18 protein-coding genes are annotated in these 24542 nt (G+C 69.9%); 13 read left to right on the top strand and 5 right to left on the bottom strand.

Annotated elements, in window-relative coordinates; translation table 11 throughout:
* Positions 1 to 9 precede the first annotated feature (9 nt).
* From HNQ52_RS16615 to HNQ52_RS16645, 7 genes are all read left to right on the top strand, one after another.
* The gene (locus HNQ52_RS16615; RefSeq protein ID WP_183962419.1) at positions 10 to 1344 is read left to right on the top strand and encodes a TldD/PmbA family protein; all 1335 of its coding nucleotides are present in this window, start codon (positions 10 to 12) and stop codon (positions 1342 to 1344) included.
* Positions 1345 to 1471: 127 nt separating this feature from the next.
* Positions 1472 to 2167 (top strand): DUF4159 domain-containing protein, encoded by a 696-nt coding sequence (locus tag HNQ52_RS16620; RefSeq protein ID WP_183962421.1) that lies wholly within the window; start codon positions 1472 to 1474, stop codon positions 2165 to 2167.
* Positions 2168 to 2177: 10 nt separating this feature from the next.
* On the top strand, positions 2178 to 3173 hold the full coding sequence (locus HNQ52_RS16625; RefSeq protein ID WP_183962422.1) for an AAA family ATPase: 996 nt from the start codon (positions 2178 to 2180) through the stop codon (positions 3171 to 3173).
* A 328-nt stretch (positions 3174 to 3501) separates the two neighbouring features.
* Positions 3502 to 4392 carry a DUF58 domain-containing protein gene (locus HNQ52_RS16630; protein WP_183962424.1) on the top strand — a complete coding sequence of 297 codons (891 nt, stop codon included), beginning with the start codon at positions 3502 to 3504 and terminating at the stop codon, positions 4390 to 4392.
* A complete protein-coding gene (locus HNQ52_RS16635; protein ID WP_183962426.1) occupies positions 4389 to 5513 on the top strand; it encodes a BatA domain-containing protein in 1125 nt (374 codons plus the stop codon). Before HNQ52_RS16630 ends, HNQ52_RS16635 begins: the two co-directional genes overlap by 4 nt.
* On the top strand, positions 5510 to 7615 hold the full coding sequence (locus HNQ52_RS16640; protein WP_183962428.1) for a DUF4175 family protein: 2106 nt from the start codon (positions 5510 to 5512) through the stop codon (positions 7613 to 7615). Before HNQ52_RS16635 ends, HNQ52_RS16640 begins: the two co-directional genes overlap by 4 nt.
* Positions 7612 to 9327: a hypothetical protein gene (locus HNQ52_RS16645; RefSeq protein ID WP_183962430.1), complete on the top strand. Its 1716-nt coding sequence runs from the start codon at positions 7612 to 7614 to the stop codon at positions 9325 to 9327. Before HNQ52_RS16640 ends, HNQ52_RS16645 begins: the two co-directional genes overlap by 4 nt.
* Positions 9328 to 9372: 45 nt before the next feature.
* Here the strand turns inward: HNQ52_RS16645 and glmS are convergent, their stop codons facing one another.
* The 3 genes from glmS to HNQ52_RS16660 all read right to left on the bottom strand — a co-directional run bounded on the left by glmS (position 9373) and on the right by HNQ52_RS16660 (position 13686).
* Positions 9373 to 11205 carry a glutamine--fructose-6-phosphate transaminase (isomerizing) gene (gene glmS, locus HNQ52_RS16650; RefSeq protein ID WP_183962432.1) on the bottom strand — a complete coding sequence of 611 codons (1833 nt, stop codon included), beginning with the start codon at positions 11203 to 11205 and terminating at the stop codon, positions 9373 to 9375.
* Between the two features lie 172 nt (positions 11206 to 11377).
* Positions 11378 to 12385, bottom strand: a complete 1008-nt coding sequence (locus tag HNQ52_RS16655) for an NAD-dependent epimerase (protein WP_183962434.1) — start codon at positions 12383 to 12385, stop codon at positions 11378 to 11380.
* An 11-nt stretch (positions 12386 to 12396) separates the two neighbouring features.
* The gene (locus HNQ52_RS16660; protein WP_183962436.1) at positions 12397 to 13686 is read right to left on the bottom strand and encodes a nucleotide sugar dehydrogenase; all 1290 of its coding nucleotides are present in this window, start codon (positions 13684 to 13686) and stop codon (positions 12397 to 12399) included.
* 195 nt (positions 13687 to 13881) lie between these two features.
* Here HNQ52_RS16660 and rfbB point away from each other — a divergent pair, with 195 nt between their 5' ends.
* Genes rfbB through rfbD form a run of 4 tightly spaced genes read left to right on the top strand, consistent with a single transcriptional unit; the run spans position 13882 to position 17389 of the window.
* A complete protein-coding gene (gene rfbB / locus HNQ52_RS16665; RefSeq protein WP_183962438.1) occupies positions 13882 to 14940 on the top strand; it encodes a dTDP-glucose 4,6-dehydratase in 1059 nt (352 codons plus the stop codon).
* Positions 14937 to 15824, top strand: coding sequence for a glucose-1-phosphate thymidylyltransferase RfbA (gene rfbA / locus HNQ52_RS16670; RefSeq protein WP_183962440.1), 888 nt, complete (start codon positions 14937 to 14939; stop codon positions 15822 to 15824). The genes rfbB and rfbA overlap by 4 nt, the downstream gene beginning before the upstream one ends.
* Positions 15821 to 16381 (top strand): dTDP-4-dehydrorhamnose 3,5-epimerase, encoded by a 561-nt coding sequence (gene rfbC, locus HNQ52_RS16675; RefSeq protein WP_183962442.1) that lies wholly within the window; start codon positions 15821 to 15823, stop codon positions 16379 to 16381. Before rfbA ends, rfbC begins: the two co-directional genes overlap by 4 nt.
* A gap of 48 nt (positions 16382 to 16429) precedes the next feature.
* The gene (gene rfbD / locus HNQ52_RS16680; RefSeq protein WP_183962443.1) at positions 16430 to 17389 is read left to right on the top strand and encodes a dTDP-4-dehydrorhamnose reductase; all 960 of its coding nucleotides are present in this window, start codon (positions 16430 to 16432) and stop codon (positions 17387 to 17389) included.
* Positions 17390 to 17411: 22 nt separating this feature from the next.
* Here the strand turns inward: rfbD and HNQ52_RS16685 are convergent, their stop codons facing one another.
* Positions 17412 to 18260 carry a hypothetical protein gene (locus HNQ52_RS16685; protein ID WP_183962444.1) on the bottom strand — a complete coding sequence of 283 codons (849 nt, stop codon included), beginning with the start codon at positions 18258 to 18260 and terminating at the stop codon, positions 17412 to 17414.
* A 206-nt stretch (positions 18261 to 18466) separates the two neighbouring features.
* On the opposite strand from HNQ52_RS16685, the gene HNQ52_RS16690 reads away from it, so the two are divergent.
* Positions 18467 to 20434: an OPT family oligopeptide transporter gene (locus tag HNQ52_RS16690; protein ID WP_183962445.1), complete on the top strand. Its 1968-nt coding sequence runs from the start codon at positions 18467 to 18469 to the stop codon at positions 20432 to 20434.
* A gap of 70 nt (positions 20435 to 20504) precedes the next feature.
* Here HNQ52_RS16690 and HNQ52_RS16695 read toward each other — a convergent pair whose 3' ends face one another.
* On the bottom strand, positions 20505 to 21557 hold the full coding sequence (locus HNQ52_RS16695) for a hypothetical protein (RefSeq protein WP_183962446.1): 1053 nt from the start codon (positions 21555 to 21557) through the stop codon (positions 20505 to 20507).
* A 746-nt stretch (positions 21558 to 22303) separates the two neighbouring features.
* Here HNQ52_RS16695 and HNQ52_RS16700 point away from each other — a divergent pair.
* A complete protein-coding gene (locus HNQ52_RS16700; RefSeq protein WP_425486512.1) occupies positions 22304 to 24367 on the top strand; it encodes a prolyl oligopeptidase family serine peptidase in 2064 nt (687 codons plus the stop codon).
* Positions 24368 to 24542: the final 175 nt, after the last annotated feature.

Below are 24542 nucleotides of genomic sequence, written 5' to 3' on the forward strand. Positions count from 1 at the left end.
AGCACACACATGATCCAGTTCGACGAAACCCAGGCCCGCGCCCTCACCGACAAGGTGCTCAAGCTCACCACGGCCGAAGGCTGCAGCTTGGTGCTGCAGGGTGGCCGCACCGGCAACATCCGCTTCGCGCGCAACTCGGTCTCCACCGCCGGCGAAGTGCAGAACTGCACGCTGGTGGTGACGGTGATGTTCGGCAAGAAGACCGGCATCGCCACCACCGGCGAATTCGACGATGCGGCGCTCGAGCGCGTGGTGCGTCGCGCCGAGGAACTGGCGAAACTCTCGCCGGACAATCCCGAGTTCATGCCGGTCATCGAGAAGCAGACCTACCGCCCGACGCCCACCTTCGTCGAGGCCACGGCCAACATCACGCCCGAGTTCCGCGCCCAGGTGGCGGCCGACTGCATCGAGCCGTGCAAGGCCGACAAGCTCGTGGCGGCCGGGTTCTTCGTCGATTCCGACGGCTTCATGGCCAACGCCGACAGCAACGGCAACTTCGCCTACCAGCGCATCACCTCGGCCGACCTCACCTGCACCGTGCGCACCGACGACGAGCGCGGATCGGGCTGGGTGGCGAGCAACGTGGCCGACATCGGCAAGTTCGACGCCAAGCGCAGCATCCGCACCGGCATGCAGAAGGCCAAGGGCTCGGCCGACGCGAAGGCGCTCGAACCGGGCAAGTACACCGTCATCCTCGAACCTGCGGCGGCCGCGGGCCTGGTCGGCTTCATGCTGTTCGGCTTCGACGCGCGCCAGGCGGACGAGGGCCGCAGCTTCCTCACCAAGAAGGGCGGCGGCAACCGCATCGGCGAGAAGGTGTTCGACGAACGCGTGAACATCTACAGCGATCCGTGGGATGCGGATCTGGCCGTGGTGCCATGGGACCAGGAAGGCCTCGCCCGCACGCGCGAGGACGTGGTCAAGGATGGCGTGGTCAAGACGCTCGCGTACTCGCGCTACTGGGCGAAGGAAAAGGGCAAGGTCGCCACCGGCCAGCCCGGCAACATCATCATGACCGGCGGCGACGCGACCACCGAGGAGATGGTGAAGTCCACCAAACGCGGCATCCTCGTCACGCGCACCTGGTACATCCGCCTCGTCGACCCGCAGACCATGCTGCTCACCGGCCTCACCCGCGACGGCACGTTCTACATCGAGAACGGCGAGGTGAAGTATCCGATCAAGAACTTCCGCTTCAACGAATCGCCGGTGATCATGCTCAACAACATCGAGCAGCTCGGAAAATCCGAGCGCATCTCGCCGGACGAATCGCCGTTCCTGATGAAGGTGCCGTCGATGAAGCTGCGCGACTTCACCTTCACCAGCCTCTCCGACGCGGTGTGATGCCGCGCGGAGCCGCAGTCCTCCAGCCTCGAATCCTTCTCCCGTCGGGAGAAGGTGCCGGCAGGCGGATGAGGGCGCCACCTCGCACGCCTCCGGCCCGCACTGCACACGAAGCCAGCCCCATCACATGCGCCGCCGCGACAGCATAAAAGCCCTCGCGGCACTCCTCGCCGTCGCCGCCACGCGCATCCACGCCAGCGACGGCCGCCACGACTTCTGGTTCACCCGCCTCATGTACGAGTCCGGCGACTGGGACGTCGACCAGCGCATGCCCACCACCGTGCTCGATGCGCTGCTGCAGTACACGCAGCTGCGTGTCGATCCCGAGGAACACGTGGTCCCGCTCGCCGACGCGCGCATGCTCGACGCGCCGTTCTGCTACCTCGCCGGCCACAAGCTCGTCGAGTTCAACCCCGACGAACGCCGCAACTTCGAAACCTACGTGCGCCGTGGCGGCTTCGTCTTCGTCGACGACTGCAACCACGACATCGACGGCCTGTTCGCGCGCTCGTTCGAGGACGAAATGGCGCGCATTTTCGGCCGCGACGCATTGCGCAAGCTGCCGAAGAACCACGCGCTCTACCGCAGCTTCTTCGACTTCCCCGACGGCCCGCCGCCGACCTCGCTCGAACTCAACGGCTGGGGCGACGACCTGGTGCACGACTACCTGAAGGGCATCGAGATCGACGGCCGCCTCGGCGTGCTCTACAGCAACAAGGACTACGGATGCGAATGGGATTACGACTGGCGCAACAAGCGCTGGCTGGCCGAGGACAACACGAAGTTCGCGGTCAACATCGTCATGTACGCGCTGAGCGCGTGAGGCCGCAGGCATGAGTGCAACGATCGACGAAGCTGCGGTGCAGGCACGGGTGGCACGACTTGCCGACCTGCGCCGCGCGATCGCCGTCGACGTGGTGGGTCAGGAGGCCGTGGTCGAACAGCTGCTCGTCGCGCTGCTCGCCGGTGGCCACTGCCTGCTCGAAGGCGTGCCGGGCCTGGGCAAGACGCTGCTGGTGCGTGCGCTCGGCCGCGCGCTGCACCTGGAGTTCCGCCGCGTGCAATTCACCCCGGACCTGATGCCCAGCGACATCGTCGGCACCGAAATCCTGGAAGAGGAACACGGCACCGGCAAGCGCTTCTTCAAGTTCCAGCCCGGCCCCGTGTTCACCCATCTCCTGCTCGCCGACGAACTCAACCGCACGCCGCCGAAAACGCAGTCCGCGCTGCTCGAAGCGATGCAGGAAGGCACGATCAGCTACGGCGGCACCACGCATCCGCTGCCGACGCCGTTTTTCGTGCTCGCGACGCAGAACCCGCTCGAACAGGCCGGCACCTATCCGCTGCCCGAAGCGCAGCTCGACCGCTTCCTGCTCAACATCCTCGTCGACTATCCGACCGAAGCCGAGGAGCGCGCCATCCTCGAACACACCACCGGACGCGGGCACGCGCACGCGCAGGCCGTGATGCAGGCCGAGGACGTGCTCGCGCTGCAGCAACTGGTGCGCGACGTGCACGTGAGCGGCGACCTCATGGCCTGGATCAACCGCCTCGTCCGCGCCACGCGCCCGCAGACGAGCCAGGTGCAGGCCGTGCGCGACTGGGTGCGCTGGGGCGCCGGCCCGCGCGCGGGCCAGGCCCTAGTGTTGTGCGCCAAGGCGCGCGCCCTGCTGCACGGACGCCTCGCCGCCATCCGCGACGATGTGCACGCACTCGCAATGCCGGTCCTGCGCCACCGCCTGCTGCTGAGCTTCACCGCCGAAGCCGACGGCCGCACCGCCCGGGACGTGGTCACCGCGCTCCTCGCCGGCGTGCCGTTCACCGCTTGAAACGCGGCACGGCAATGCACCGCGTGCGCGCCCAACTCCCCGCGGGAGACACTGCCCGAAGGCCCACCGCCCCGCTCGTCCTTCTCCCCCCGGGACAAGGTGCCCGAAGGGCGGATGAGGGTCCGGGCGTCACAGAGCGAACCCATCCTGCGCATCCATCAACGCGCGTATTGCGCGAAGCTCCCTCGCGACGAAAGCAGCGCGTAGTACGCCCGGATCGCGAATGGATGAATTTGCCGTTCGTAGCCTCCCGAACCCTCTCCCCAACCCCTCTCCCACCGGGAGAGGGGCTTCTGCGCGCCGCTTCCTGCAGGCGACCGGCCGCAGCATGAGTGACAAGACGACGCTGATCCCGGCCACCCTGCGCGCGCACCTCGCACGCCTGCGCATCGCCGCACGCCTGCCGCCACCGCCCGGCCCGCTCGGCCAGAACGCCAGCCGCCAGCGCGGCCAGGGCCTCGAATTCTCCCAGTACCGCGCGTACGAACACGGCGACGAACCGCGCCATATCGACTGGAAACTCTTCGCGCGCGCCGACCGCTACTTCGTGCGCGACGCCGAACGCGAAGCCGGGCTCGCCGTGTGGGTGGTGCTCGACGCCACCGCCTCGATGCAGCAGGCCGATCTCGCCACCCCCGAGCGCAGCAAATGGACCGTGGCGCGCACCCTCGCCGCCGCCACCATCGACATCGCACACCGCCAGGGCGACCGCTTCGGCCTGCTGCTGGTGCGCGACGGCACGCTCGACTGGACCCCCGCGCAACGCGGCCCGCGCCATCGCGACCGCTGCCTGCTCGCCCTGTTGCGCGCGACCTGTGCCGGCACGTGGCCCGGCATGGATGCGCTGCGACCGGCATGGGGCCGCATCGAACCGTCGTCGATCGTGCTGGCGATCGGCGACGGCTTCGACCCGAACGCCACCGACTTCGCGCTGCAGCTCGCCGCCACCCGGCGCGACGTGCGCAGCATCGCGCTGACCGCCGTCGACGAGCGCGACTTCGCGTTGCGCGGCGCCTGCGTGTTCGAAGATCCGGAAACCGGCGCGCGCATCGAGGCCGACGCCGCGGCCGTCGCGGCGAGCTTCCGCGCCAACTTCGCGCAGGCGCGCGGCGCGCTTGCGCACACGCTCGCCGCCGGCGGTGTGCTGCACGTCGAACACGCCGTCGACCAGCCTCCCGAGCGCACGCTGCGGGCCGTCCTCGGTGCGGGTGCGCGATGAGTCTGCTGTGGGCATTTCCGTTGGGCATTTTCGCACTCGGCGCCCTGCTGGTGCCGCTGCTGCTGCACCTGGACCGCCGCCGCGCCGTGCGCAGCATCACGTTTGCAGCGATGCGCTGGATCGGCACGCGCAGCAAGCCGCGTCGCACGCTGCGCGTGTCGGAGTGGTTGCTGCTTGCGCTTCGCCTTGCGCTGATCGCGGTGCTCGCGCTGTGGCTCGCGCAGCCGGTGCTGCGCGGCGCGTGGCGCGCGCCGCAGCACGTGCTGGCAGTGGTGCCGGGTGTCGACACCGCGGACGCCATCGATGCCGATCGCGCGGTGTGGCTCGCCCCGGGATTTCCGTCGCTCGACAGTGCCGCGCTGGGCGATGCCGTGCCCACCGCGAGCCTGCTGCGCGAACTCGACGCCATGCTCGCCCCCGACGACCGGCTGACCGTGCTCGTGCCGTCCCAAGTCGACGGGCTGGAAGCGGCGCGCATCGTGCTCTCGCGCGACATCGCCTGGCGCATCGTGCCGGCCGTCGCGCGCGCGGCGCAGGCAGCAGCGCCGCCACCGCCGCGCCGCCTCGCGCTGCGCTTCGACGATGCCGCCGCACCCGCGCTGCGCCCGCTGCGCGCCGCCATCGCCGCATGGGACGCCGTCGACACGCTCGCCGTCACCCTCGACGCAGCGTCATCCGGCACGCCGCTGCCAGAGCGCGCGGACGCCGTGATCCTGCTGCAGGCGACGCCGGACCCGCGCGCGCTCGACCTCGCACGCAGCGGTGCTGTGGTGCTCGAACTGTCGGCAGCCGGCAATGCTTCCGCAACTGCCGACGCCTGGCCCCCTGCGCCGACACGCACCGGTCGCGGCCAGGTCCTGCGCCTGCGCGTGCCACTCGACCCGCAGCACGTGCCTGCGCTGCACGACGCGGACTTCCCGCTGCAGCTGCACCGCGTGCTGTTCGGCGACGCGCCGCCGCCCGCGCGCGCCCGCGCCGCCGATGTGGCGCCGCTGCACGATGCAACACGCGCCACGGTGCCGCTCACGGCGCTGCGCTCGTGGCTGGCGTGGCTCGCCGCCGCGCTGTTCCTGCTCGAACGCCTGCTCGCGAACGGGCGTCGCCTGGCGCGGCCGGCATGAGCGCCGCCGTGCTGCAGCGTCTGAAACGGCGGGCGCAATGGCGCCGCGCACTCGTCGTCGCGCTTGCCTGGTTGCCGTGGATCGGCGTCGCCGTTGCCATCGCCTGGCGGCTGGACGGCGCAACGGGCGCCGCATTCGCGGCCGCAGCCGGACTGGCGGCGTGCGCGCTGCACGCCGCGCTGCGTGCGCGCGCCATCGACACCGCGTGGCTCGTCGCGGCGCTCGACGCAGCCGCACCGGAACTGCAGGACAGCGCCGATCTGCTGTTCGCGCGCACCGACGCGCTCGGCCCGCTGCAGGCGTTGCAGCAAACCCGCGTGCTGCACCGGCTCGGCATGCAGCCGCCGGACCTGCGCGAGCCGCTGCCGTGGCGCCCGCTGCGCCGCACGCTGCCGGTGGCGGTCATCGGCGTGCTCGTCGTTCTTGCATGGCCGCGGCCGCACGGCGAACCCGCGCCGATCGCCGCAACGCCGGCGCAGCCCGCCGCGCAGGTGCAGTCGCTGCAGGCAAGCCTCGACATCCGGCCGCCGGCCTACACCGGCCTCGCGGCGCGCCGGCTGGATGCCATCGACGGCGAGGCGGAGCAGGGCAGCACGCTCGCGTGGACGCTGCGCTTTGCCGTCGCACCGCAGTCCGTGCGCCTGCGCTTCGTCGACGGCGACACGCTGGAATTGACCCGCGACGCGGGCGTCTGGCGCGGCGAACGCATGTTCGAGCGCTCCGCGCTGTTCCGCATCGAGACCGACGGCGCACCGCCGTTGCCCAACGGCCCGCCGTACCGGATCGAGATCCGCCCCGACCTCGCACCGCAGATCCGCGTCCTGCAACCCGAGCGCACACTCTCGGTGCTGGACGCCGCCACCCGCCGCTGGCAGCTCGTGTTCGAGGCAAGCGACGACCATGCGCTGGGTGCCGCCACGCTCGAACTCACGCTCGCGCAGGGCAGCGGCGAGCAGGTGACCGTGAGCGAGCGGCGCATCGCGCTGCGCGGCGAGGGCGACACCCGCACGCGGCGGTATGCGCATGCCGTGGAACTTGCCGCGCTCGGCTACGCGCAAGGCGACGATCTCATCGCGCGCGTGACCGTGCGCGACACGCGCGCGCCGACGCCCAACGTCGCGCGCAGCGCCAGCTTCATCCTGCGCTGGCCGCCGCCGCAGGGCACGGACGGCACCGGCGTCGAGGGCCTCGTGCAGACCGCGATGCCGGCCTATTTCCGCAGCCAGCGCCAGATCATCATCGACACCGAAGCGCTGCTTGCGCAGCGCGCCCAACTCGACGCCGCCACGGTGCTGGCGCGTTCGGACGCCATCGGCAACGACCAGCGCATCCTGCGCCTGCGCTACGGCCAATTCCTCGGCGAGGAATCCGAGACCGATGCGCCGCCGCCGCGCCACGACGACGGCGACGATCACGACGACTCACACGCTGACGACGCCCACGACCACGCGCCGCCGGCGAACGCCAACGCCGACGACCTGATGCGCGGCGCCGGCCACCTGCACGACCTGCCCGAGGCCGCCACCCTGCTCGATCCGGCCGCGCGCGAACTGCTGCGCGCGGCACTGAACGAGATGTGGCAAGCCGAGGGCGCACTGCGCGGCGGGCATCCGGACGCCGCACTGCCGTTCGAGCGACGCGCACTCGAATTCATCAAGCGCGTGCAGCAGGCCGATCGCATCTATCTGGCCCGCGTCGGCCTCGAACTGCCGCAACTCGACCCAACGCGGCGACTCACCGGCGAGCGCGATCCGCTGACCGCCCGGCGCGATCCGCTGGTGCCGCGCGCGCAGACCGACGACGTGCCGCGCGCCGCGTGGCAGGCCTTGCACGACGATGCGCCGCTGCCGCTCGCCGAACTGCTCGACTGGCTGCGCGGCACGCCCGACGCGGCGACCGATCGGCTGGCGTTGCTGCAGCATATCGACGCACTGCAGCGCGACCCCGCCTGCCGCGCATGCCGCGACGCACTCGCGCGCGCACTGTGGCCGAGCCTCGTGCCGCCGCCGGCCGCACCGCTGTCGCGTCCGGCGCCGGACGCCGTCGGACGCGCGTATCTCGACGCGCTGGCGCCTCCGGCAGCGGACGAGGGCACGCCATGAGCACGGTGTTCCACGTCGACGCCGTCCTCGTCGCGACCATCGCCGCCGCCGCGCTGGCCGCGCTGCTGCTCGTGCTGCGGCACGCGCGCCGGCATCGCACCGCACTCGCCGTGCTGCAGCTGCCGTGCGCGGCGCTGCTGCTCGCGGCGCTGCTGCTGCGCGACGGCGGCGATCACGCCGTGCTGCAGGTGCTCACGCCGGGAGCCGATGCCGCCGGCATCGCGGACCTGCCGACCGTGGCACTGCCGGGCGCGGCGGCCGGACCGGACATCGAGCGCGCACCGGACCTTGCCACCGCGCTGCGCCGGCATCCGTCGGTCGACACCTTGCGCATCCTCGGCGACGGTCTTGCGCCGCACGATCGCGCCGTCGTCAGCACGCGCGACATCGCGTACCAACCGTCATCCGCTCCGGGCGACGGCACGCTGGTCGCGCTCGATGCGCCCGCCAGCGTGCGCACCGGTGCGTGGTGGACGCTGCGCGGTCGCCTGCATGCGCCCGGCGCGCGCACGGTCGAACTGCGCGATCCCACCGGCGCGCCCGTTGCCACCGCCACGCCCGACGCCGACGGCACCTTCGTGCTGCGTGCTCTCGCGCGCGCACCGGGCCCGGCGCTGTTCTCGCTGCAGGTGTTCGACGGCGACACGGAGCAGCAGCGCCTGCCGATTCCGATCGATGCACACACGCCGTCGCCGCAACGCGTGCTGGTGCTCGCCGGGGCGCCGTCGCCGGAACTGCGTGCGCTGCGGCGCTGGGCCATCGACGCGGGCCTTGCGCTCGACAGCCGCATCGATCTGGCGCCCGGCCTGCCGCAACGGCGCGGACAGCCGGCGCTCGACGCCGCCACGCTCGCGCAACTGGACCTGCTCGTCGTCGACGAACGCAGCTGGCCACAGGTTGCCGCGTCGCGCGACACGCTGCGTGCTGCCATCGACGACGGCCTGGGCGTGCTGTTGCGCGTGACCGGGCCGTTGCCCGCACGCGTGGCGCAGGACTGGCGTGAACTCGGCCTCGACGTGCGACTCGACGCCGCCGCACCCGTGGCGGTGCAACTGCCGCAGCCAGGCACGACGGATGCACTGCAACTGCAGGCCTGGCCGATCGTCACCGGCGGTGCACACCAGGTGCCGATGCTGCGGGATGTCGACGGGCGCGTCCTCGCACAACGCATCGCGCTCGGGCGCGGCCGCGTCGGCGTCTGGCCGCTCGCCGACAGCTTCCGTCTCGTCACGCGCGGCGAGGGTGCGGCGTATGCAACGTTGTGGTCGGACACCGTCGCCGCGCTTGCGCGCGCCGACGGCGATGCACCGCTCGCGATGCCCACACGCGCGGCGATCGGCGAGCGCGTCGTCCTGTGCGCAGACAGCCCGTTGCGTGTGACGTCGCCCGACGCCGGCAGCACCGACCTGCTCGCCGACCCGCGCGGCTGCGCCGCGTTCTGGCCGCGCGAGGCAGGCTGGCATCGCGTGACATCGCCCGATTCCGATCGTCCTGCACCCGCGGCGTTCTACGTGCACTCCGCCGCGAACATCGCCACGCTGCAACGCGAAGACACGCGCCGCGCCACCGCCGCCCTCGTCACGCTGGACGCAATCGCGCCCGCGCCGCAGCCACCGCGCGAACGCTGGCGCATTGCCCTGCTGGCCGCCTGGCTGCTGCTGGCGGGCACCCTATGGTGGCTGGAGCGGCGTGCGCGACGCGCGCTCGACTGAGGCGTTGCGCAGCGCCCGCCGCAGCCGCCGCCGCGCGCGTGCGGCTCACTCCACCGTCACCGATTTCGCGAGGTTGCGCGGCTGGTCGACATCGGTGCCGCGCAGCACCGCCACGTGGTAGGCGAGCAGCTGCAGCGGCACGGTGAACACCGCCGGGGCGATCAGGTCGCTGCCCGCGTCCACCTTGATCACGGCGCCGCGCTCGCCGTTGGCCGGAATCTCCACCGAGGTGTCCGCAAACACGAACAGTTCGCCGCCGCGGGCGCGGACTTCCTCGATGTTGGACTTGAGTTTTTCCAGCAGCGCGTTGTTCGGCGCCACCGTGATGACGGGCATGTCCTCGTCCACCAGCGCGAGCGGGCCGTGCTTGAGCTCGCCGGCGGGATAGGCCTCGGCGTGGATGTACGAGATTTCCTTGAGCTTGAGCGCGCCTTCGAGCGCCACCGGGAAGTTCACGCCACGGCCGAGGAACAGCGTGTGATGCTTGGCGACGAAGCGTTCTGCCAGTGTCGCGATCGCAGGTTCGAGCTCGAGCGCGGCGGCGACGCGACGCGGCAGCGATTCGAGGTCGTCGACGAAGCGCGCGCACCGGTCCGCATCCAGGCCGTTGAGGCGCGCCAGCTCCAGCACCAGCAGCGCGAGTGCGGACAGCTGGGTGGTGAACGCCTTGGTGGACGCCACGCCGATCTCGGGCCCGGCGCGCGTCATCAGCACGAGGTCCGATTCGCGCACCAGGCTCGACTCGGGCACGTTGCAGATCGCGAACGAGCCCAGATACCCGAGCCGCTTGCCCTCGCGCAGCGCCGCCAGCGTGTCGGCGGTTTCGCCGGACTGCGAGATGGCGACGAACAGACTGTCCCGCGGCACCACCACCTTGCGGTAGCGGTACTCGCTCGCCACCTCGATGCTGCACGGCAGGCCGGCCAGCGCTTCGAGCCAGTATTTGGCCACGAGGCCGGCGTGGTAGCTGGTGCCGCAGGCGACGATCTGCACGTGGCGCACGCGCGGCAGCAGTTCCAACGCACCGACGCCGAAGATGTTCGGGAGGATGCGGTGGCCGGCGATGCGGCCTTCGAGCGTCTCCGCGATGGCGCGCGGCTGCTCGAAGATTTCCTTGAGCATGTAGTGGCGGTATTCGCCACGCTCCACTGCGTCGGCGGAGAGCTCGCTCTGGTGCGTGCGGCGTTGCACGGCGGCGCCGTCGGCGTCGAACACCTGCATCGAGGTGCGCGTGATCTCGACGAGGTCGCCTTCGTCCAGGTAGACGAACCGGTTGGTGACCTTGATCAGCGCCTGCACGTCCGAGCCGAGGAAGTGTTCGCCGATGCCGATGCCGACCACCAGCGGACTGCCGCGACGTGCGCCGACGATGGTGCCGGGTGCGTCGCTGCTCATCACCGCGATGGCGAACGCGCCTTCGAGGCGGGCGATCGCCTGCGCCACGGCGTCACGGAAGTTGGCGCCTTCCTTCGCGATGTGGTGGACGAGGTGGGCAATGACTTCGGTGTCGGTGTCGGACGTGAATTCGTAGCCCGAGGCGCGCAGTTGCTCGCGCAGCGCCTCGTGGTTTTCGATGATGCCGTTGTGCACCACGCTGACGCTGCCGACCGAGGTGTGCGGATGCGCGTTGCGTTCGCTCGGCACGCCGTGCGTGGCCCAGCGCGTGTGCGCGATGCCGCTGCTGCCGTGCAGCGGCTCGGAGTCAAGACGCGCTTCGAGTTCGCGCACCTTGCCCACGGTGCGCGCGCGGGCCAGCGCGCCGTCGGCGAGCACGGAGAGGCCGGCCGAATCGTAGCCGCGGTATTCGAGGGCCTTGAGGCCGGCGATCAGGATCGGAACGACATCGCGTTCGGCGGTGGCGGCGACGATTCCACACATGCGGGGCTGTCCTTGGCGGGCGCCGGGGAGCGGCGCTGGAAGTCGGGCATTCTAATGGCGCAGGTGGCGGGGCTGGGCCGGGTTCGGGCGGTGGGGTGGTGGGTTGGGGCGGATTGGGGTGTTCGCGTCGGGGGCGCACTTCATCGCCGCGCCCACTCCATCCCCGCACCCATCAGACGCGATGAAACTCCCGATACCACTGCACCAACCGCTCCACCCCATCCTCGATCGACGTCCCCGGCGCGTACCCCACGTCCCGCTCCAGCGCCGAGATATCCGCAAACGTATCCTCCACGTCCCCGGCCTGCATCGGCCGCAGGATCTTCTCCGCCGCACGCCCGGTGCTGGCCTCGATCGCCTCGATGAACCGCTTCAGCTCCACCGGAGCGCTGTTGCCGATGTTGTAGATGCGATACGGCGCATCGGACGTCGCCGGCGACGGCTTCGCCCGATTAAACCTCGGATCCGGCTTCGCCACGCGATCGAGCACGCGCACCACGCCTTCGACGATGTCGTCGATGTAGGTGAAATCGCGCGAATGCCGACCGTTGTTGAACACCTCGATCGGTTCGCCGGCAAGGATTTTCTGGGTGAACAGGTACGGCGCCATGTCCGGCCGGCCCCACGGGCCGTACACGGTGAAGAAGCGCAGTCCGGTCACCGGCAGGCGATACAGATGCGCATACGTGTGCGCCATCAGTTCGTTGGCTTTCTTCGTGGCGGCGTAGAGCGAGAGCGGATGGTCGACCGCGTCCTCCACCGAGAACGGCAGCTTGCGGTTGCCGCCGTACACCGAACTCGACGAGGCATAAACCAGGTGTTCGACAGCGTGCCTGCGGCAGGCTTCGAGGGTGTTGGCGAAGCCGACGAGGTTGCTGTCGATGTAGGCGCGCGGGTTCTCGATCGAGTAGCGCACGCCGGCCTGCGCGGCGAGGTGCACCACGCGCTCGGGCTTGAACTGCGCGAATACGTCGTCGAGCGCGTCGCGGTTCTCCAGCGCGGCTTTCTCGAACGAAAACGCGTCGAACGGCCGCAGCCGCGCAAGGCGCGCGTGCTTGAGCACCGGGTCGTAATAATCGTTGATGTTGTCGTAGCCGAACACGCGGTCGCCGCGTTCGAGCAGCCGCAGCGCCGTGGCTGCGCCGATGAAGCCGGCCGCGCCGGTGACGAGGACACGCATGGTCGTGGGCTTCAGAGACGTTCGTCGGCGGCGTCGCGCGGCAGCACGTGGCGCACGTCGAACAGGACCGCGCCGGGTTTGCCGAAGGCGCGCACGCCTTCGGCGCCGAGCGCGACGAATTCACGGTGTGCGACGGCCAGCACGATGGCGTCGTAGCCCGGCTGCGGCGCATCGGTCAGCGCGAGACCGTATTCGGCCTGCACTTCATCGGCATGCACCCACGGATCGTGCACGTCGACGATGACACCATAGCTGCGGAACTCGCTCACCACGTCGATCACGCGCGTGTTGCGCAGGTCCGGGCAGTTCTCCTTGAACGCAAGGCCGAGCACGAGCACGCGCGCGCCGGCCACGGGCAGGCTGCGCTGCGCAAGGCGCTTTACCACGCGCTGCGCGACGTGTGCGCCCATGCCGTCGTTGACGCGGCGGCCGGAGAGGATCACTTCCGGGTGGTAGCCGACTTCCTGCGCCTTGTGCGTGAGGTAGTACGGATCCACGCCGATGCAGTGGCCGCCGACGAGGCCCGGGCGGAACGGCAGGAAATTCCACTTGGTGCCGGCGGCGGCGAGCACGTCGCCGGTGTCGATGCCGAGCTTGTGGAAGATCAGCGCGAACTCGTTGACCAGGGCGATGTTGAGGTCGCGCTGGGTGTTTTCGATCACCTTGGCGGCTTCGGCCACGCGGATGCTCGGCGCCAGGTGCGTGCCGGCGGTGACGATGCGGCGGTAGAGCGCATCGACGAAAGCCGCGGCCGCGGGCGTGGAACCGGACGTGATCTTGAGGATGGTTTCGAGGCGGTGCTGGCGGTCGCCCGGATTGATGCGTTCCGGGCTGTAGCCCACGAAGAAGTCGACGTTGCAGCGCAGCCCGGAGTCGCGTTCGATGATCGGAACGCAGACGTCCTCGGTGGCGCCCGGGTACACCGTGGATTCGAAGATCGCCACGCCACCGCGCGCGATGGCGCGGCCGACGCTGCGGCTTGCGGCTTCGAGCGGGCGCAGGTCCGGGCGCTTGGCGGCGTCGATCGGTGTCGGCACGGTAACGATGAAGACATCGTTGCCGGCAAGGTCGGCGGCGTCGGCGCTAAGGCGCAGCTGCGGAAGCTTGGCGAAGTCGTCCTCGGACAGCTCCTGCGTGTGGTCGACGCCGGCACGCAGCGCGTCGATGCGGCGCGTGTCGATGTCAAACCCCAGCGTCGGCTGCCGCTTGCCGAAGGCCGCCGCCAGCGGCAGCCCCACATACCCCAGCCCCAGCACGGCCACGCGGGCGGTTTCGGGGGCGGGCAGGGGGGCAGGCGGCATGGCGTTTCCGGGCGGCAGGGCAGGCACGCAGTCTAGCGTGCGGGCTGCGTCGCGGCCTGCCCGGTATACTGCGGCGTTCCGCGCCGCCGTCTCCGGCGCACCGGCCGGCCGGCGCGATCGGCCACACCCAACCACGGAGCGACGCAACGTGACGGACCGCGTGATCCTCTTTCCGCTTTCGACCGGAGCCATGGCATGACCCGTACCGTCCTCGTCACCGGCGGCGCCGGCTTCATCGGCGGCAACTTCGTGCGCGACGCCATCGCCGACGGCTGGCGCGTGGTCAATCTCGATGCGCTGACCTACGCCGGCAATCTCGACACGCTGCGCGACATGGCGCGTCCGGAAAACCACGTCTTCGTGCACGGCGACATCGGCGATGCGCGGCGCGTGGCTGCCACGCTGGCCGAACATCGTCCGCAGGCGGTGATCAACTTTGCCGCCGAAAGCCATGTCGATCGTTCCATCGACGGGCCGGCCGCGTTCGTGCAGACCAATGTGGTCGGAACGCTCGCGTTGCTCGAGTGCACGCGCGACTACTGGCGCGAACTCGACGGCGCGGCGCGCGAGGCGTTCCGCTTTCTGCACGTGTCCACCGACGAGGTCTACGGCTCGCTCGGCCCCACCGGCAAGTTCACCGAGACCACGCCGTACGCGCCGAATTCGCCGTATTCCGCGTCGAAGGCCGCGTCCGATCATCTGGTGCGCGCCTTCCACCACACCTACGGCCTGCCGACGCTGACGACGAACTGCTCGAACAATTACGGCCCCTACCAGTTCCCGGAAAAACTCATTCCGCTGATGATCGCCAAGGCGCTCGCGGGCGAGCCGCTGCCGGTCTACGGCGACGGCCGCAACGTGCGCGACTGGCTGCACGTGGGCGACCACTGCAGCGCGATTCGTTCCGTGCTCGACGGCGGTCGCGTCGGCGAGGTCTACAACGTCGGCGGCGATGCGGAGCAGGAAAACATCCACGTCGTGAAGACGATCTGCGCGCTGGTCGATGCACGCCGGCCGCGTGCCGACGGCGTGAAGCGCGAATCGCAGATCACCTACGTGAAGGATCGTCCGGGCCACGATCGCCGCTACGCGATCGATTCGTCGAAGATCCGCGCCGAGCTGGGCTGGCAACCGTCGGCCACGTTCGAGCAGGGCATCGCCGCCACGGTGGACTGGTACCTGGACAACCAGCCCTGGGTACAGCGCGTGCTCGATGGCAGCTACCGCATGCAGCGCCTGGGCGACGCGGCATGAGCATCACCCGCGGCATCATCCTGGCCGGCGGCAGCGGCACGCGGCTGTATCCGATCACCAAGGCGGTCAGCAAGCAGCTGCTGCCGGTGTACGACAAGCCGATGATCTACTACCCGCTCAGCACGCTGATGCTTGCGGGCATCCGCGAGGTGCTGGTGATCAACACGCCGCACGAGCAGGCGCTGTTCCGCCAGCTGCTCGGCGATGGCTCGCAGTGGGGCATGCGCATCGAGTATGCGGCGCAGCCCAGTCCGGATGGCCTCGCGCAGGCGTATCTGATCGGGCGCGCCTTCGTCGACGGCCAGCCGAGTTGCCTGATCCTCGGCGACAACATCTTCTACGGTCACGGCTTCGGCGAGCAGCTGCATCGCGCGGCGCGGCAGGATCACGGCGCCACGGTGTTCGGGTACTGGGTGCGCGATCCGGAACGTTACGGCGTGGCCGAGTTCGATGCGTCCGGCCGCGTGATCGGGCTCGAGGAAAAGCCCGCGAAACCGAAGTCGCACTACGCCGTGACCGGCCTGTATTTCTACGACGGTCGGGCTTCGGACTTCGCTGCCGGCCTCACGCCGTCGGCGCGCGGCGAACTGGAGATCACCGATCTGAACCGCTGCTACCTCGACGAGGGCTCGCTGCGCCTGGAGCAGCTCGGCCGCGGCCACGCCTGGCTCGACACCGGCACGCACGAATCGCTGCTGCAGGCCGGCAACTTCATCCAGACGCTGCAGGAGCGCCAGGGCCTGCAGGTGTGCTGCCCGGAAGAGATCGCCTACCTCAACGGCTGGATCGACGCCGCGCAGCTCGAGGCGCTGGCGAGGCCACTGGCGAAAAACGGCTACGGCCAGTATCTGCTGACGCTGCTGGCCGAGGGGCTGCCGCGATGAAGGTGACCGAGACCCGCCTGCCCGGCTGCGTCGTGATCGAGCCGCGCGTGTTCGGCGACGAGCGCGGATTCTTCTACGAAAGCTGGAATGCGCAGCGCTTCGCCGATGCCGGGCTCGACCTGCGCTTCGTGCAGGGCAACGTCTCCTCCTCGTCGCGCGGCGTGCTGCGCGGGCTGCATTACCAGTGGCCGAATCCGCAGGGCAAACTCGTGAGCGTGCTCGAGGGCGAGGTCTACGACGTGGCGGTCGACATCCGCCGCGGTTCGCCCACGTTCGGACGCTGGACCGCGGTGATGCTGACGGCCGACAACAAGCGCCATTTGTGGATACCCGAAGGCTTCGCGCACGGCTTTGCGGTGGTGTCGGAGCGGGCGGTGTTTTCCTACATGTGCACGGCGCTGTACGACGCGCCGGCCGACGCCGGCATCCGCTGGAACGACGCGGCCATCGGCATCGATTGGCCGCTCGGCGCGCCGCAGCTCTCGCCCAAGGATGCGACCGCGCCGTTCCTCGCGGACGTGCCGCCGGAGCGCTTGCCGACATATGCTGCGCCGTAACGCAGGTCGAGGCATGACGCGGCGTGCCGACAACGCGAGGACGGCGTCGTGAAGCTGCTGCTGCTGGGCGCGAACGGCCAGGTCGGTTTCGAACTGCAACGTTCGCTCGCGCCGCTCGGCAACGTGATCGCGACGACGCGCAGCGGCCGCCTGCCCGGCGGCGCCGCGTGTGTCCGCATCGATCTGGCGGACGCCGGTGCCGTTGACGCGCTCTTGCGCGAGATCGAACCCGATGCCGTGGTGAATGCCGCGGCGTACACCGCGGTCGATCGCGCCGAAGACGAGGCCGACGCCGCATTTGCGCTCAACGCCGCGCTGCCCGGCCAGCTCGCCGCCTGGTGCGCGACCCGCGACGCACTGCTGCTGCATTACTCCACCGACTACGTCTTCGACGGCAGCGCCACGCGCCCGTACCGCGAGGACGACGCCACCGCGCCGCTCGGCGTCTACGGCCGCAGCAAACTCGCCGGGGAGGACGCCATCCGCGACGCCGGCGCACTGCATCTGATCTTCCGCACCGCATGGGTCTACGCCGCACGCGGCCAGAACTTCCTGCGCACGATGCTGCGTCTGGGCGCCGAACGCGAGGTGCTGCGCGTGGTGGCCGACCAGCGCGGCGCACCGACGCCCGCGCGCTGGATCGCATCGGCCTCGGCGCTTGCGCTCGCACGCTGCCGCAGCGAGGCAGCCCCCGACAGCCCGGACGATGCACCGATCGCCGCGCGTGCGTGGGACGAGGCGCTCACCGGCACCTTCAACCTCGTCGCCGACGGCGAATCGCACTGGTCGGACTTTGCCGAAACGATCTTCGCGGACGCACTCGCCGCGGGCCTGCTCGAACGCGCCCCGCGCGTCGAACCGATCGGCACCCTCGACTACCCGACGCGCGCCGCGCGCCCCGCCTATTCCCGTCTCGACGGTGCCAAGCTGCGCGACACGTTCGGCCTGCGCCTGCCGGACTGGCGCGAGGGCGTGCGGCAGGTCGTCGGCGAACTCGCTCCGGCCTGAGGCACGCCGCGCGCAGACCGCGTCACGGGCCCGCGTCGACCTCCACCGGCACCACGACCGCCTGTTGCGACTGTGCCCAGGCCTCGAGATTGCAGGGATCGCTGTACGGCGCCGTGAGCTGCTGAAACACCGCGCCGCCGAAGGGCAGGCCGACCTCGGGATCCGGCACCCACGCGGCCTGCAGCATGCCGCACTCCATGTATTGGACGTTGATCGAACCCCACGGCGTCGCCGCGTCCGGAGTCTGCGACGTGCCGGCGAACGTGCCCGTGCCGGTGTCGACGAGCGGCACGGTGAAGGTGCTCGCATTGTCGGCCGTGGGCGCGACACCGCTGAGCCAGCGCTGGGTGCCGTCGCCGCCGTAGGTGTTCCAGCTCACCGCCACCTCGCCGCGTTGCGTGAGCGTGATCAGGAACCCCTGTTCGGCGTGGCCCGCGGCGAGCCACGTGCCGACGATCGACGGCGGCACGCCGACGCGTTCGGGCACACGCGTCGTCCACGACGCATCGAGCGCATCGTTGCTCAGGTGTTCGCGCACGATGTCGATCACGTGCACCGGCACGCCGCCGACCGCGTCGGGGATCGCCATCGCCATCAGCGACTCGAACGGCGGCGGCGTGCCGCACAGAAGTGTGTCGGCCTGGTAGTCGAGGCGCCAGCGGCCCTCGTCGGCGTCCACCAGGCTCAGCGCGGCGGCGGGGCCGACAACGCCGACCGCGTCGCTGCAGTGGTTGGTGTGGATCAGGTAGCGCTGGTCGCCGGGGCCGGGCACGCGCGGAAACCACGCGAGGCCCTCCTCGATCGGTGTGTCGGCGGTCGCGGGTGCGGCGACGGCGAGCAGCAGGGCGCAGAACACGAAGCTGCGTTTCATCGCATGGGTCTCCTTGCGTGGGTCGATCTCTCTGGACGCCCCGTCGCGCGTCAGCGTCGCACGAATGCGTGGCGCGCGGAACCCGTGCGCACCACGGCGGCGCGCGACGAAGTGTGGCCGCCGCGCTTGCCGCAGGCGGCCGGATCGGGTCGAATGCGGATTCGGGCCGGTTTGCGGCCTTCCGTTGCCTCGGGGACCACCACCAGATGAATGCCGTCACTGCCTCACCCGCGCAGCTCTCGTTGCGCGCCGTCCTGCTCTCGATCGTCCTTGCGGTGATCCTGGCGGCGGCCAATACCTATCTCGGCCTGTTCGCGGGCATGACCATCGCCTCGGCGATCCCGGCGGCCGTGGTGTCGATGGCGGTGCTGCGGCTGTTCGGCGGCGGCTCGATCCTCGAGAACAACATCGTGCAGACCGGCGCCTCGGCCGGGTCGTCGATCGCATCGGGCGTGATCTTCACCATCCCCGCGCTGATCATCCTCGGGTACTGGACCGAGTTCCGCTACTCGTGGGTGCTGGCCATCGCCGGTCTCGGCGGCCTGCTCGGCGTGCTGTTCTCGGTGCCGCTGCGGCGCTCGCTGATCGTCGACCAGGGCCTCGCGTTCCCGGAAGGCAAGGCCGCGGCCGAGGTGCTGAAGACGGGCGAGAATCCCGCGGCAGGCGTGAAGGTGCTGGGCCTGGCCGCGCTGTTCGGCGGCTTCGGCAAACTCGCCGCCGCAAGCGGCCTGCGCCTGATTCCGGACACCGCCGCCGCGGCCGCGTGGTGGGGCAAGGGCATCGCGTACTTCGGCACGAATCTGTCGCCGGCGCTGTTCGGCGTGGGCTACATCGTCGGGCTCAACGTCGGCATCGTGGTGCTGCTGGGCAGCATCATCGGCTGGAACGTGGCGATCCCGATCTACAGCGCCTTCTTCCTCGAAAACGACGCCGCGCTGAGCGCGTCCATCGCGCAGGGCTGCACCGAGGCCGGCATGGTCTCGGCCGAATGCGCGGCCGGTGCCATCTGGTCGGCGCAGGTGCGCTACATGGGCGTCGGCGCGATGCTGATCGGCGGCATCTGGACGCTGTTCTCGCTGCGAAATTCATTGTTCTCGGGCGTGAAGAGCGGCCTGGGCGCCACGCGCAAGCAGGCCGCCGGCGCCGTGCCCGTGCAGGTGCCGCACACCGAGCGCGACGTGCCGATGAAGTACATCCTGATCGGCCTGGTGCTGTTCACGCTGCCGCTGCTGGCGCTGTACCAGGCCATCGTCGGGCAGTGGTCGGCCAGCATTCCGATGACGGTCATCATGATCGTCGCCGGATTCCTGTTCGTGTCCGTTTCGGCGTACATGGCCGGCCTCGTCGGATCGTCGAACAATCCGGTGTCGGGCATCACGATCTCGACGATCCTGTTCGCGGCCCTCGTGCTGGTGCTGCTGCTCGGCAAGGAGTCGTCGATCGGCGCCGTGGCCGCGATCATGATCGGCGCGGTGGTGTGCTGCGCGGCCTGCATCGGCGGCGACAACCTGCAGGATCTCAAGGCCGGCCACATCGTCGGCGCCACGCCGTGGAAACAGCAGGTGATGCTGGCCATCGGCGCGGTGTCGTCGGCGATGGTGATGGCGCCGGTGCTGAACCTGCTGCTGGAGGCATACGGCATCGGCGCACGCACGCCGGAGCATCCGAACTCGCTGCTGGCGCCGCAGGCCAACCTCATGGCGTCGGTGGCCAAGGGCATCTTCGGCGGCGAACTGCCGTGGACCACCATCGGCATCGGCGCGGCGATCGGCGCGGTGATCATCGCGGTGGATTCATGGCTCAAGGCCAGCGGCCGCACGTTCCGCATCCCGGTATTGGCCTGCGCCATCGGCATCTACCTGCCGATCGAACTGATGGTGCCGATCTTCCTCGGCGGCCTGCTCTCGCACATCGTCGAACGCCGCATGGGCGGTGCGAAGAACGAGGAGGAACACGGCCGCATCCACCGCATGGGCCTGCTGTTCTCCGCCGGCCTCATCACCGGCGAAGCACTGATGGGCATCTTCATCGCGGTGCCGATCGTGGCGACCGGGCGCGCGGATGTGCTGGCGCTGCCGGATTCGATGCACTTCGGCGGCTGGCTGGGGCTGATCCTGCTGGCCGTGATCGCGTGGCTGCTGTATCGCACGGCGACGCGGAAGGCGGCGATGTGATGGATCGCGAGGCCCGCGTGGCGCGGGCCTCGCAGTGGACCGGCGTCGATCCTCGGCGCCGACGGTGCAGTCAGTCCACCGGCTGCGGCGCGGTTTCGATGTCCAGTTCGTGGATCGTCAGCGGCTGGCCGAGTGCGGCCGCATAGGCTTCGATGTCGCAGGCCGCATCGTGCGGTTGGGTGAGCTGCTGCATCGTTGCCGAGCCGGGTTGCAGGCCGGTGGTCGTTTTCGGATTCCAGCTGACCTCGATTTCGCCGCAGGCGACGTACTCGATCGTCAGCGTGCCCCATTCTTCCGGGGCCGCATCGTTTGGCAGCTCCCCTGCGAAAGCGCCGTCGCCGGTGTCGGTCAGCGTCAGCGTGACGGTGGATTCGTCCGGGACCGTCGGCGCGATGCCGCTGAACCAGCGCTGCGTGCCGTCGGCGCCGTACGTCGTCCAGCCGACGAGCAGTTCGCGCTTGGCGGTCATGTTGATCAGGATGCCCTGCTCGACGTGCGCGGGCGAGAACCAGGTGCCGGAAACGGACGGCGGAATGGCGACGCGCGGTGGCAACGTTTCAAACCACTCGATCTCGTTGACGACCGTGTCGACCTGCTGGCCGTTCTCGAAGATCGGAGTGCTTCGCACATGCGTGGAAAACAGGCCATCGACCGGCGCACCGTCGATTTCCTGCGGAATCGCGACGGCGTGAACGACCGGTGGAGCGCCGATGCAGCCCGCAAGGAACGTCTCGTAGCGGATTGCAAGCGCGCCGCTTTCGGGGGTGAGGAAACTTGCTTCCAGATTGTCGAGACTGACCGCGTAGGCCTGGGTCGAATGGCAGGGGTCGATGGGGAGGAGATAGAGCGGGTCGTCGGGGCCGGGTACGCGCGGAAACCACTCGAACCCCTGCGGCACGGCAAGGGCGGGACAGCTGACGCTTGCGCCGATGCAGGCGAACAGCAGGGCACGGGCATGTGTTTTCATGGGTCTGTTTTCGTTGGGGCGCATCATTGCGCAGAGGGACATACGCTGGGTTGGCGCAACAGGGATCAGGCGTTGGTGCGGACCTGCGGCTCCAGGCAGCCTGGCCGGAACGCGTACGGTGCGGCGACGTGGTTTCGCATGCTGTCGTCCGGCCAACGGTCCACTGCTGTCCCGAGGGCGGTCGACGCCCCCCGCTCGTCGTCCCGGCGCACGCCGGGACCCAGCGACTTTTCTCCTCCTGCCGCCACGTGTGTCAGCCGCCGAAGGCACGATCAAATCCGAACAACGTCACTGGGTCCCGGCGTGCGCCGGGACGACGGGTTCGGGGAGCGCGGTATCGGCTCGGTCCTTAAGTCCGTCGTGCCGCCGCGGGTGAGGCGTGACGGGGGCGGGGTGGCATCAAAATGGTTGCTCCGCGGCGATGGATACGGTTGGGATCGGCGGCATTGCCGGCTTCGCCCGGGCCACAACGCGAAGCGCGACACATCCGCGCCCCGCTCGTCGTCCCGGCGCACGCCGGGACCCAGCGACTTTTCTTCTCCTGCCGCCACGTGTGTCAGCCGACGAAGGCACGATCAAACCCGAACAACGTCACTGGGTCCCGGCGTGCGCCGGGACGACGGGTTCGGGGAGCGCGGTCTCGGCTCGGTCCTTCAGTCCGCCGTGCCGCCGCGGGTGAGGTGCGACGGCGGTGGGGGTGTCATCGGAATGGTTGCCCCGCGGCGATGGATACGGTTGGGATCGGCGACACTGTCCGCTTCGCCCGGGCCACAACGCGAAGCGCGACACATCCGCGCGCCGCACTCGCCGGGGCGGCGAACGCAGCGCGCGCAGCGGCCTGACCATCGGGCTTTGCATCGTCCAGGCGGCACACCTACCATCGGGCGTTTCCCGCACCGGACCTGCCCATGCGCCGCACCGCCCTGGCCCTTGCCCTCGTCGCCGCTGCCGTCGCGGCCCACGCCGCGCCGCGCGGCATGACCGCCACCGACCTCGTCAGCTTCGATCGCGTGTCGGCGCCGACGCTGTCGCCCGACGGCAAGCGCGTGGTCTTCACCCTGCGCGAGGCCGACCTCGACGCGAACAAGGCCGCCATCGCGCTGTGGCTGACCGACATCGACGGCAAGACCGCCCCGCGCCGCCTCACCGCATCGGGCTCCAGCGCGAACTCCGCGCAGTTCTCGCCCGACGGCCGCGCGCTGTTTTTCCTCTCGTCGCGTTCGGGCTCGATGCAGGTGTGGCGCCTGGATCTGTCCGGCGGCGAGGCGCAGCAGGTGACGCACTACGCGCTCGATGTCGGCGGCTTCAAGCTCGCGCCGGACGGCAAGTCCATCGCCTTCAGCCTGGAGGTGTTCACCGACTGCGCCGATCTGGGCTGCACCAGCAAGCGCCTCGAAGAAGCGTCGGCGAAACGATCCAGCGGCGTGCTGTACGACAGCCTGTTCGTGCGGCACTGGGACACGTGGATGGACGGTCGCCGCAGCCAGCTCTTCGTCAGCGCGCTCGACGCCACGCACCGTGCCGCCGCGGCGCCCGTGCGCGTGAGCCGCGGCATCGAAGGCGACGTGCCGTCCAAGCCGTTCGGCGACGCGGGCGAATACGCGTGGGCACCGGACGGCAAGTCGCTGGTGTTCAGTGCGCGCGTCGCGGGCAAGGGCGAACCGTGGTCGACCAACTTCGACCTGTATCGCAGCGACGTGGCCGGCAGCGCCGCGCCGCAGAATCTCACCGAAGACAATCCCGCGTGGGACACCGCGCCCACCTTCAGCGCCGACGGCAGGACGCTGTACTACACCGCGATGAAGCGCCCCGGCTTCGAGGCCGACCGCTACGCGATCATGGCCAAAACCCTCGCCACCGGCGCCACGCGCGAGATTGCGCCGCAGTGGGATCGCTCGGCCGGCGCGCTGACGCTCTCGCACGACGGCCGCACGCTCTACACCGCGGCCGACGATATGGGCGAGCATCCGCTGTTCGCGATCGACATCGCCAGCGGCGAGGCCACGCGCGTGGTCGGCGGCGGTGCGATCGAGGGCTTCGATGTCGGCCGCGACATCGTGGTGTTCGCGCGCAGCACGCTCACCGCGCCGGCAAACCTGTTCCGCGCGCAAAGCGGCGGCTCGCAGGAAACCCCGCTCGCCACGTTCAACAACGCGCGCCTGGCCGAGGTGCGCTTCGGCGAGTACGAACAGTTCGAGTTTGCCGGCGCGAACGGCGACACCGTGCACGGCTACGTGGTGAAACCGTGGAACTACAGCGCGGGCAACACGTATCCGGTGGCCTTCATCATCCACGGCGGGCCGCAGGGCTCGATGGGCAACAGCTTCCACTACCGCTGGAATCCGCAGAGCTACGCCGGCGCCGGCTACGCCGCGGTGTTCATCGATTTCCACGGTTCGACCGGTTACGGGCAGGCGTTCACCGACGCGATCTCCGGCGACTGGGGCGGCAAGCCGCTCGAAGATCTTCAGAAGGGCTGGGCGGCGGCGCTGGCGAAGTACGACTTTCTCGACGGCGATCGGGCCTGCGCGCTCGGCGCAAGTTACGGCGGCTACATGATCAACTGGATCGCCGGCAACTGGAACGACCCGTGGAAATGCCTCGTCAACCACGACGGCGTGTTCGACACGCGCTCGATGGGCTACGTCACCGAGGAACTGTGGTTCACCGAATGGGAAAACGGCGGCACGCCGTACGAGCAGCCGGCCAACTACGAGAAATGGAACCCGGTGAACCATGTGGCGAAATGGCGCGTGCCGATGCTGGTGGTGCAGGGCGAAAAGGATTACCGCGTGCCGGTCGATCAGGGCCTGTCGACGTTCACGGCGCTGCAGCGGCGTGGGATCGAGTCGCAGCTGCTGTATTTCCCGGACGAGAACCACTGGGTGCTGCGGCCGCAGAACAGCGTGCATTGGCACGCGACGGTGATCGGGTGGCTCGACAGGCACACGAAGGTGGGTGAATAGGCGGAGCCGGCGGGCGCGCGATGTTTTTCGCCGCGAGGTCTTGAAGCCCTTCTCCCGCCGGGAGAAGGTGGCCCGGCAGGGCCGGATGAGCAACTGTCTTGCGCCGACCCGTTGGTGCTATGCCCTTGCAGTGGCCCGCATCTCATCGCGACATCGCGCATTGAGGACGGTGAGC

The sequence above is a fragment of the Chiayiivirga flava genome, from assembly GCF_014202825.1.
GTDB lineage: Bacteria > Pseudomonadota > Gammaproteobacteria > Xanthomonadales > Xanthomonadaceae > Chiayiivirga > Chiayiivirga flava.